At 36.8% G+C, this 9,768-nt stretch carries 10 protein-coding genes; 4 read left to right on the top strand and 6 right to left on the bottom strand.

Annotation, left to right across the window (positions count from 1 at the left end; genetic code table 11):
- The first annotated feature begins 566 nt into the window (after window positions 1–566).
- On the top strand, window positions 567–1,337 hold the full coding sequence (locus Q0K96_RS11390; protein WP_297334117.1) for an amidohydrolase: 771 nt from the start codon (window positions 567–569) through the stop codon (window positions 1,335–1,337).
- Here Q0K96_RS11390 and Q0K96_RS11395 read toward each other — a convergent pair.
- Together Q0K96_RS11395 and Q0K96_RS11400 are read right to left on the bottom strand one after the other, a co-directional pair.
- Window positions 1,315–2,946 carry an Ig-like domain-containing protein gene (locus Q0K96_RS11395; RefSeq protein ID WP_297334118.1) on the bottom strand — a complete coding sequence of 544 codons (1,632 nt, stop codon included), beginning with the start codon at window positions 2,944–2,946 and terminating at the stop codon, window positions 1,315–1,317. The two genes, Q0K96_RS11390 and Q0K96_RS11395, sit on opposite strands and share 23 nt — an antisense overlap.
- A gap of 64 nt (window positions 2,947–3,010) precedes the next feature.
- Window positions 3,011–3,694: a ComF family protein gene (locus Q0K96_RS11400; RefSeq protein ID WP_297334119.1), complete on the bottom strand. Its 684-nt coding sequence runs from the start codon at window positions 3,692–3,694 to the stop codon at window positions 3,011–3,013.
- Window positions 3,695–3,887: 193 nt separating this feature from the next.
- On the opposite strand from Q0K96_RS11400, the gene Q0K96_RS11405 reads away from it, so the two are divergent.
- From Q0K96_RS11405 to Q0K96_RS11415, 3 genes are read left to right on the top strand one after another with little or no spacing between them, the layout of a single operon-like run.
- Complete coding sequence (locus tag Q0K96_RS11405) at window positions 3,888–4,652, top strand: hypothetical protein (RefSeq protein WP_297334120.1); 765 nt, start codon at window positions 3,888–3,890, stop codon at window positions 4,650–4,652.
- Window positions 4,653–4,706: 54 nt separating this feature from the next.
- On the top strand, window positions 4,707–6,251 hold the full coding sequence (locus tag Q0K96_RS11410; RefSeq protein WP_297334121.1) for a glycine--tRNA ligase: 1,545 nt from the start codon (window positions 4,707–4,709) through the stop codon (window positions 6,249–6,251).
- A gap of 43 nt (window positions 6,252–6,294) precedes the next feature.
- Entirely contained in the window at window positions 6,295–6,756 is a 462-nt protein-coding gene (locus Q0K96_RS11415; protein ID WP_297334122.1) for a hypothetical protein, read from the top strand.
- An 86-nt stretch (window positions 6,757–6,842) separates the two neighbouring features.
- Here Q0K96_RS11415 and Q0K96_RS11420 read toward each other — a convergent pair whose 3' ends face one another.
- From Q0K96_RS11420 to Q0K96_RS11435, 4 genes are all read right to left on the bottom strand, one after another.
- Entirely contained in the window at window positions 6,843–7,451 is a 609-nt protein-coding gene (locus tag Q0K96_RS11420) for a hypothetical protein (RefSeq protein WP_297334123.1), read from the bottom strand.
- 648 nt (window positions 7,452–8,099) lie between these two features.
- Window positions 8,100–8,570, bottom strand: a complete 471-nt coding sequence (locus Q0K96_RS11425; protein ID WP_297334124.1) for a hypothetical protein — start codon at window positions 8,568–8,570, stop codon at window positions 8,100–8,102.
- A gap of 80 nt (window positions 8,571–8,650) precedes the next feature.
- Complete coding sequence (locus Q0K96_RS11430; protein WP_297334125.1) at window positions 8,651–9,136, bottom strand: hypothetical protein; 486 nt, start codon at window positions 9,134–9,136, stop codon at window positions 8,651–8,653.
- A 50-nt stretch (window positions 9,137–9,186) separates the two neighbouring features.
- Window positions 9,187–9,768 (bottom strand): hypothetical protein (locus tag Q0K96_RS11435; protein WP_297334126.1); only part of this gene is annotated, 582 nt, incomplete at its 5' end.

The raw sequence follows: 9,768 nt of genomic DNA on the forward strand, positions 1-9,768 counted from the left end.
AATTAATTTACTATTGCTATTTGATGTCAAAAGTAAGGCAGTGGTGCGGTTGGTGCAACAGTTTTAGATGAACTGCATATAAAAACGTTGAGACTCACTTTTTAAATTCAACAAATGTTAATTGTTCAAGATTCGCATGAATAATAAAAATTAGAAATTAAATTTATATTGTTGTTACTAGTTATTATTGTTTGTATTGTAAATTCTGCATAAGCGCTAACATGGATTAATTTATCCTATCATGAAGAAATATTTTATTATCTTTAGTTTATTAGTCGTGTTGTCAAAACTAATTTATGATGTCTATACTTTCATCTATGACACGCAATCTTTAATTTGGGAAAGGTTTTTCAACATTGCAATTCTACTCTCCATATTTTATTATGGCCTTACCAGTACAAAAAAGCCAAAGAAGGCTTGTCAGTAACTTTAGGCTAAATTAAATTAGATTTAAAATACTTAGTTCGATGGAGACCCACAACTATTTTTAGGCTGTGGGTCTCTTTATTATACTATTTCTCATTTTAGATTACTTTTACTAACTTCATGGAATATAAAATCCGATAATGAAAATTTCCCTTATACAAACCCATTTAACGTGGGAAGACCACAAAGCCAACCGCGATAACTTTACCGAAAAAATAAACAGTATAGAGGCTACCGACCTGATTTTGCTGCCTGAAATGTTTGCTACAGGTTTTACCATGAACCCGGAAAGCGTAGCGGAAGACAGCAACGGCGAATCGGTGCAATGGATGCAGCAAATGGCTAAGGCAAAAGACTGCGCCATAACAGGCAGCCTTGTAATAAAGGAAAACGGCAATTACTACAACCGCCTTTATTTTGTATATCCTGACGGCAGTTACAAGACTTATAACAAGCGCCATTTATTTACACTTGCAGGTGAGCATAAGCACTATACTGCAGGCAGCAATAAATTGATTTTAGAGTACCGTGGCTGGAAGATATGCCCGCAGGTGTGTTACGACCTGCGCTTTCCTGTTTTTGCACGTAATACGGAAGATTATGACCTGTTGCTGTATGTTGCCAACTGGCCTCAGCCACGCATACAGGCATGGGATGTATTACTGCAAGCCAGAGCTATAGAAAATATGTGCTATGTGGCAGGCCTCAACCGCAACGGGCAGGATGAGAATGGCAATAACTACAACGGCCACTCACAGGTTATAGACGGGCTTGGCAATTATTTGTTGGAACCGTTTGCCTATGAAGATGTACAAACAACAGAGTTGGATAAAGCCCACCTTGGCGAAATCCGGGCTAAGTTCGGGTTTCTGAACGATAGGGACAGTTTTACCCTCCACCCCCAACGCTAAGGTCGAAGGTTTCCTCCATGTCCCAGGTGGCATGCAGGTCTATGGTTTTCGGGGTATAGATAACCTGTTCAGGCTGTCTTTTTTCAAGGTAATTCCCAGTGTCCCATTCACGGTTGCCGTTATCATCATATATAACCCTTAATCGGTATAAAGCAGGTTGCAAGTTTTCAAAGCTAACCTTGGTTTCGCCTTCAGAGTAATATTCTGCAATCATTTCGCCTTTAGTATCGGTTACATGCACTATCAGCGGAAAACGCTTAGCGTTCTGCAACGTGATAAACAAATTGCCATAATCGGCATATCCTGTTGTAGATAGATTATAGGTGATTGTGTCGTTCTCTTTACCGTAAAAGTCGCGCAGTGCACCTGGCAAAAGCGTAAAAGTGTACTTTTGGTTCTCATCCTTTACAAAATCAAACTTAAGCTCCTGCTTAAAAGCATCGTACACATGTGTAAAGGTAAGCGCAGTGCTGTCTTTTTGCATTAGGCTTATTTTAGTACTGTCAACAGCAATAAGCGGTGTTGCCATTTGCAGCGTAAATTTTTCACGAAAGTGGATGCCTCCCTTTTGTACTGCAGTAACCGACAGTGAATCGGCAGCCTTCATCTCTTTAAACCGCACATTATACTCTTTAATAGAGTCGCGATAGGCTACGTTAACTTTAAGGGAGTCGGCAACTATATTGCGTGGCAGCCATACCTGCACCGAGTCTTTATCTTTCATGTTTGTAACCAGGCTTTGTATGGCTTCGCCTGTAACAGCATGGTTTACCTTAACTTTAATTTCCTCAGGTTTTATACTTCCCTCATAGCCTGCCACCAGCCTGTTAGATGAAACCTGGCTTGGCTTTTTAGGTTTATAAGGCAGTTTTTCTTTAAATAACTCTAACTGATATAATGTGTCGTTAGGTAGGGTAATGGTCTGATTGAGAAATGCGATTTTGTCACTTTTGGGTTCGTATTTATAATTGTTGTTGCCATCTTTTAAAGCAAAAAGCCTGTACCTGCCTTCTTTAAGGTTTTGCAGTGAGTACATTACCATACTGTCGAGTGTGTTGGTAACATAGCGGGGCTGCTGCTTGTATATGGTGGAGTCATTATAAGCTTCATTTTCCTCATACAGCATTACGGTAACAAAATTATCGGTTTCGAGGCTGTAGGCATCTTTTATCTTTCCGCCAAGCGAAAGCGAGTCGATATAGCTTCCGGTACTGAATACAAACCTAAATTGAGAGTAGGGGTTACCTTCGTTGTTATCGGTAATACTTTGCCCGAAGTTAAAGCTGTAGGTTGTATTGGGCTCTAGCGTATCTTTTATATTAATACGGATGTATTCGCTGGCACTACCGGCAGGCGTAATAACCGGCGGCGTAGTCATTGGTGGTGAAATAATAAGCTGCTTGTTTACATCCTTTATCTTGATATACTCATTAAAATTGATGCGTATTTCTTTGCCGGTAAAATTGGTGCTCATATTTTTTGGCGAGCTGCTAACCAGCACGGGCGGAATGGTGTCTAAAGGCCCTCCGGTAATATTACCGCGCTTTGCACAGCCGGTAAGAGCCAATACGGCAATTATCATGTAAATGAGTATCCTGTTCTTCAGCATGGTGAAATCATTATCTGCACAAAATAACAATTATATTCAGTGGAAATAAAATGTTTTTTAAAATTTAAGAATGTGCATAGGCAATCGTAACAATACTAAGCTTTGCACCGGGTATTGTAAGCAGTGCCCTTCCGCAAGATTCGAGCGTGGCGCCCGTGGTAACAACATCGTCTATCAGCAAATAGTGCTTGTTGTGGTGTTGCTCGCTATACCGCACATCAAAAGCAGAGCCTATAATAGCTGCCCTTGCCTCGAGGTTTTTCTTAGTCTGGGTTTTGGTATAGCTCGTTCTTATAAGTACATCTTCAGTGTAGGCTGCCCCTAAACCCTCTGCAATTGCATGCCCGAAAGCTGCAACCTGGTTATAGCCGCGTTCCTTCAGCTTTTTAGGGTGAAGCGGTACGGGTATAATATCGGTTACATCGCGTAGCGCATCAACCTCTTTCAGCTTAAGCGCACCCCATTGCCCCATAAAGCCGCCTATATCCTGCCTGCCTTTATATTTAAGCTGGTGTATAAGCTGCTGCACTATACCCTCTTTATGAAAATAGACCAATGATGATGCGTGTTCTAAGGGCAGCCTGCCATAAAACCTTTTATAGGTTTCGTTATCCGTTATTTTGTGATGCTGTGTGTAGGGCATGTCGTGCAGGCACGTGGCACACAATAGCATACCGCCGACAGGCAGTACATCATCGCAGCCGGGACACATTTCAGGATACAGCAGGTTAATCAGGCTTTTTAGCATGGGCTAAAATTAAATCATAAAATAGTATTTATATATTTAACATTATTAATTTTGTTTAATAAGCTGAAAAATTATCGAAAGTACTTCAAATGAGTTAGTAAAATTATTCCGTGAGAGATTAAAATATCCTATTGTAACAGTATATATAATCGTATTAATATTATATAATTGGGATGTATTATCAGTATTTTTTTTGTCACATAAACCTATTGAAGAGCGTATAAATTATATTTATAAAGTCTATGATGATCCAAACTTTAAAAGGATTTGGGTCCCATTAGTAAAAGCGATTTTTGTATCAATTTTAGCACCAACAATTATGCTTTTACTCGATTGGGCTTTGCAATTTATTCTGAGTAAAAGAACACATATACGCAATAAAAAGTCATTGGCACTTTTAAAGATGAAAAAAAATGCTGCAACTTTAGAATGGCAAATTGAAGAAGCCAAAACTGGGAAAAAAACTAATGAGGAGTGGCAAGAAAAATTAAATCAAATGGAAAAAACGTTGGAACTTGAACGTGATAATTTCAATCAGCAAATTACTATTCTTCACGAAAACATAAGTTCGCAATCTAACTTGCTAGCCGAGCAAAATACTTTAAATGATGATTTGAAAAAAAAGTATGATAATTTACAAACCACAACTTCATATTACAGCGAGATTAATGGACAAATAGAAAGGTTTTATGAAAACCTGATCTACGAAAATGCTAAAGGTTTAAATACTGTACAGATTCAATCTATATTTTCAATTTTTGGAATGTCATTAGATGATGTTGATTCTACTGAAATTCTTCAAGATGGTAACTTTAGTCTATCAGATGATGATAGAGTTAAGTCATTTTTAAGTTTCCTAGTTGAAATAAGGTTACTTATAAGGACTAATAAAACAAGTTATAATCTAAGTGGTTTAGGCAAAATTCTTTCTGATAGACTTGCTGGATTACCTTTTTAGGAAAATATACTACTTTGGACAGTATCCAAAAAAACCTTTTCCTATTTTTGCAGCATGGCAAAACAAGACGATATATTTAAGAATGTAATATCGCACGCAAAGGAGTATGGCTTTATATTCCAGTCGAGCGAAATATATGACGGGTTAAGCGCAGTTTATGACTACGGGCAAAACGGCGCCGAGCTGAAAAAGAACATCCGCGAATACTGGTGGAAAGCTATGGTGCAGATGCATGAAAACATAGTAGGTATAGATGCCGCTATATTTATGCACCCAACCACCTGGAAAGCCAGCGGACACGTAGATGCTTTTAACGACCCGCTGATAGACAACAAAGACAGCAAAAAACGCTACAGGGCCGATGTGCTTATAGAAGATTATGCCGAAAAGCTGAACCAGAAAGCCCAGAAAGAAATAGAAAAAGCACGTGCCCGTTATGGTGAAGCCTTTAACGAAGAAGAGTTTAAGGCTACTAACGCGCGTACCAAAGAATATTTAGAGCGCAAAGACGCTATTTTACAACGCATGGCACGCTCGCTGGAAAGCGAGAACCTTGCGGATGTAAAAGCGCTTATTGAGGAGCTTGAAATAGCCGACCCTGATACCGGGAGCAAGAACTGGACAGAGGTACGCCAGTTTAACCTGATGTTCGGTACCAAGCTTGGTGCAGAAGCGCAACATGCTATGGACTTATACCTGCGCCCGGAAACGGCACAGGGTATATTTGTTAACTTCCTTAATGTGCAAAAAACCGGAAGGATGAAAATACCGTTTGGTATTGCCCAAACCGGTAAAGCTTTCCGTAACGAAATTGTAGCAAGGCAGTTTATTTTCCGTATGCGTGAGTTTGAGCAGATGGAAATGCAGTTTTTTGTGCGCCCCGGCGAAGAAATGAAATGGTATGAGTACTGGAAAGAAACCCGCCTTAAATGGCACATGTCGCTTGGCCTGGGTGCAGAGAATTACCGTTTTCACGACCACGAAAAACTGGCGCATTATGCCAATGCAGCAGCAGATATTGAGTTTAACTTCCCATTTGGGTTTAAAGAGCTTGAGGGCATACACAGCCGTACAGACTTCGACCTTAAAGCGCATGAACAATTTAGCGGTAAAAAACTACAGTTCTTTGATACTGAGCTGAACCAAAACTACGTGCCGTATGTAGTAGAGACCTCTATTGGCTTAGACAGGATGTTCCTTGCAGTATTTGCCACATCGCTTAAAGAAGAAACCCTTGAAGACGGTTCAGAACGCACCGTGCTGCAACTCCCTGCTGTGCTGGCACCAACAAAAGCCGCAGTGCTTCCGCTACTTAAAAAAGACGGACTACCGGAAGTAGCCCGCGAAATTATAGACGACCTTAAATGGGACTTTAATGTAGCCTATGACGAGAAGGATGCCGTTGGCCGCCGCTACCGCAGGCAGGATGCCCTGGGCACGCCTTTCTGTATTACGGTTGACCACCAGACACTGGAAGACCAAACGGTAACCATCCGCCACCGCGACACTATGGTTCAGGACAGGGTTAAGATATCAGAACTGAGAGGAATAATAAATGAAGAAGTTTCCATGCGAAAATGGCTCATGAAAATGAAATAGAAAACTAAAGCTCCCGGAAGGGAGCTTTCTTTTTAAAATAAATATGAAAGAAAGAATTACCAATGTAATTAATGCACTCAATATTGCTCTCCTCGATGGATTGTATTCATCAGAAGAAATAATTTCGATTATACGCAATAATTCACAACTTAAAGAAGTATTTACAGAAGATCAACTATCCCGTGAACCATTGAAAGAAATAATGTTTGCCGGTAAAGACATATTGCTAGGTCAATCGGGTAATGTGTTATTAGAACTTATAAGGAAAAAGATTGACAATCCATATTTCCAGAGTCATATTACTGTACTTAAAATACTCGAGACGATGACATGGGTGTGGATGGTGAATAATTCAAAAGCTGATGAAATTGAAAGCCTTATTACATTTTTTGAGGAAGAACAATATATGCGAATTACACCTGCCGTAATGCAACGTGTCAAAAAATGCGTTACCGGATATGAAGATTTTGATATTGATACTTATTTAGGGGATGAGACAGTGTGATTGAATCTATTTAGCCTATATTATAGAGAAAAATATCACTTCATTACATGGAAAATTAAAACTCCCCCATGATGAGCTTTTTTGTTTTAAAACCTATAGCAAATATTCGCATCGCCGCGATACATGTATTCTGATATGTGGTTGAGTTTTAAGAGCCTTCGTTCACCCCCAAGTAATAACTCCAGAGAAATACCTTTCCATTGATATTTCCACCCTAATGCAGCACCTACAGCTATGGCATCGTAAGTTGTCTTTGGCTTAAATCCAGTCCAACGATAAAAGTCATCTGAACCTGCTCCTTCCCAACCATAAAAATCATGTAAACCTCCATAGTAGCGTTTATATTCATCATAGGTTACATTCAAATATTTAATGTTTGCATCTACAAAGAATCCATCCGCATACTGACCCTCAAATTCCATTAAATAACATCTTACAAATGCAGATGCATAAAAGTTTTCAATGTATGCTCCTGTGCGATCAAAATTTACCATTACGTAAGAGCCAAGGCTAAAGTCTTCTGCAATAATCCTTTCATAGCCAGCTTCCACTTTACCACTTAAAATTGCTTTGAAGAGACCAATTTTAATCTCATGCCTGCATTTTGTGTCAAGCGTGTCTGCCAACGTAGTTTGCTCCTGCCCAATACACGCCGTGCTGAGCAGCAATATAACAAGTAAAGTAATTTTTTTCATATTTGGGTAGATTAGCATATTTAGCTGATAATGCAAATATGTAAAATTCCCGATACAAATTCTGGAAAGTGAGATAAAAATGATGAGTATTTAGATAGCCTTGCATATTATAAACATCCTAAAATGAGACTTTAGTATATAGTAAAATGCAGAGATATCCACCAGACAAGTAACCATTCTCCATCACGACATTATGGCTTAGGGCAAGGTTAAAATATCAGAACTGAGACGGATAATAAATGAAGAAGTTTCAATGCGCAAATGGCTCATGAAAATGAAATAGAAAACTAAAGCTCCCGGAAGGGAGCTTTTTTGTTAATATTTCGGTATGGATAAGGATACTATGTGGTTAATTCAATTTGGTTTTACATTTCTTGATGACTTCTTTGTTTGAGTAGTACTGAAATAAAAAATTATACATAATATACCTAAATTAAAGAACTGCTCCCATTTTTTGCTTTCGGTTTCAAATACCACTGAGTATATATTATAAGTCATTTTACCCGCTACAAGCAATAGGCAGAGTATAACAATAGTTGTATTCAGGTGGCTATTTTTCATGATACAAAATTAGTAAATCGAAAAAGCTAATTTTAAATTTACACAATTGTTAATTTTATTGAGGTTTTGCAATTAATATAGGTAGTGCTAATCCTTATTGATGTTAGTAGGCGAATCAAGTTCTACCTCTGAATGTAGTAGCAGAATGTTATCAATTTGAAGTAAATTGCTATCTTCATCTGAAATGAAATAATAATATCTTAATCTAATCTTTCTTACATCAGGTATAACATTAGGATTAATATTTACAGTTAAAGTGTCATTAGGAGGGATTACTATAAACTTAATTTTTTTCTCACCACTGTGAACAGCATCTTTCATATAATTTTTATAATGACTGTCAAATATCATCAGACTCTTTTTTATGCTAATATTTTTATGAGAATAAAACATTAAAGAGTTTTCTAAAACTGTAGAAAATACATTCACCGAATTTTCATTTTTGTTAATAATTAGTATTTGATAAGGTGACTTGGTGTTTAAAGTTTTAGTGTGTATATAATTGACAGTAATATATCTTTTTTTATTAACTGTAATATAATCATTATTATTATCCATAAGTATTAACTTGTCGCTACAGGAAAATAAACAAGTAATAAATAACAAGATTAGAATAGTTCTTTTATAAGTTAGATTAATCATTCAAATGAGTATATAATTTCAGGAAATTCAGGAGCAACCATTGTACTATAGCTGGTGAATAATTCTTCCTTTTCAAGATTTTCTGTTAGTTCTATTAAAAGTTCTACGACAGAATCATTCACTTTTAAATCAGGACAGGCACCAACAGTTGAATAAATATTCTTTTTATCAAGCAATAGGTTATACTGTAAACCATCGCTGACATTAATCAGGTTTTCACATTCAGCAAAAACAATATTAGATAACTTATTATTCAGCGTTTCAACATTATCAGTGCTAAACCTGAATTTGTATACATTTGCCAACTTGTTTAGTTTTTGTACAAAGTAAAAACCATTGCCTTCTTCGTCAAGCTTTATTGATTTAAAGGTATCACCATATTTAACTGTCAAGTCAATGTCATGCTTAATCAATTCTTTATTATTACAGCCGAGAAATAATATTGAAACCATTGTAAGAGTAATTAGTTCGGCTATTTTCATAAGTTGGATTTTAATCAGGCTTAAAGAATTTGTACCCATTAAAATAATGGTTAGTAAATAAAATCATTTAGATTCAGTGACTTTATTACATCATACATTTCATCTGTATCTAACTCAAATTTACTATCAACCTTTAGTTTATCCATTAGAAGAATTATCTCTCCTTGATAACCAATCATTTCTCCATCTTTTTTGGCCATGTTGCCTATACAGTATTTACAACTGATAAATAGGTAAGATACTTTTATCTTTTCTTTATATACTTTTGAGTTTATCTTTAATTCAATGAGTTCTTTAAACTCTTTCGAATACAGGTTAATGATATCCAGGTTATTATATCCAAAACCTCCGTTGTAAATAAAGTTGTCAGAAGATCGAAATGTTTTTAAGTGGATGGAGTCTTTGTTTATGCATTCTAAAATATGTTGGTCTGTGTAACCTTCAGAGATTATAAGTTTAGAAGTTGTGTTTTTTAACGGTATATTATTAGTATCTAACTCAACAGCATGAAGAAAAATTTTCTGCTTATCAATTTTTAAATTCCGGTCTTTTTCAACTTTAACGAGTAGTAAGTTGCCTAATGTTTGAGAAAAAACAGGTGTACTTATCAAAAATGAATATATTAATATAAA

The organism is Flavobacterium sp. (genome assembly GCF_024305175.1).
Classification (GTDB): Bacteria; Bacteroidota; Bacteroidia; order Flavobacteriales; family Flavobacteriaceae; genus Flavobacterium.